This is a genomic window from Salinibacterium sp. NSLL17 (genome assembly GCF_015864935.1).
GTDB lineage: Bacteria > Actinomycetota > Actinomycetes > Actinomycetales > Microbacteriaceae > Rhodoglobus.
This window is the reverse complement of record NZ_JADYWH010000006.1, coordinates 1-553: the sequence shown is the minus strand read 5'-3', so window position 1 is coordinate 553 and position 553 is coordinate 1. Positions and strand designations below refer to the sequence as shown.

Below are 553 nucleotides of genomic sequence, written 5' to 3'. Positions count from 1 at the left end.
ATCCGCGATTATTTTTTTTCGCAAATCGAAAAGCTGTGCAGTATTGTGGGGACCGAACTGTCTCACGACGTTCTAAACCCAGCTCGCGTACCACTTTAAATGGCGAACAGCCATACCCTTGGGACCGACTTCAGCCCCAGGATGTGATGAGCCGACATCGAGGTGCCAAACACCGCCGTCGATATGAACTCTTGGGCGGTATCAGCCTGTTATCCCCAGAGTACCTTTTATCCGTTGAGCGATGGCCCTTCCATACAGAACCACCGGATCACTAAGACCTACTTTCGTACCTGCTCGACGTGTCGGTCTCGCAGTTAAGCTGGCTTCTACCATTACACTAACCGTACGATGTCCGACCGTACTTAGCCAACCTTCGTGCTCCTCCGTTACTCTTTAGGAGGAGACCGCCCCAGTCAAACTACCCACCAGGCACTGTCCGTAACCCCGATTCAGGGGCCAACGTTAGAACATCAAAACTACAAGGGTGGTATTTCAAGGTTGACTCCACAACAACTAGCGTCGCTGCTTCAAAGTCTCCCACCTATCCTACACA

1 rRNA gene is annotated in these 553 nt (G+C 51.5%); it reads right to left on the bottom strand.

Going from position 1 to position 553, the window contains the following annotated elements:
• Positions 1–46 precede the first annotated feature (46 nt).
• Positions 47–553: ribosomal RNA gene (locus tag I6E51_RS14110) — 23S ribosomal RNA — on the bottom strand; the annotation flags it as partial.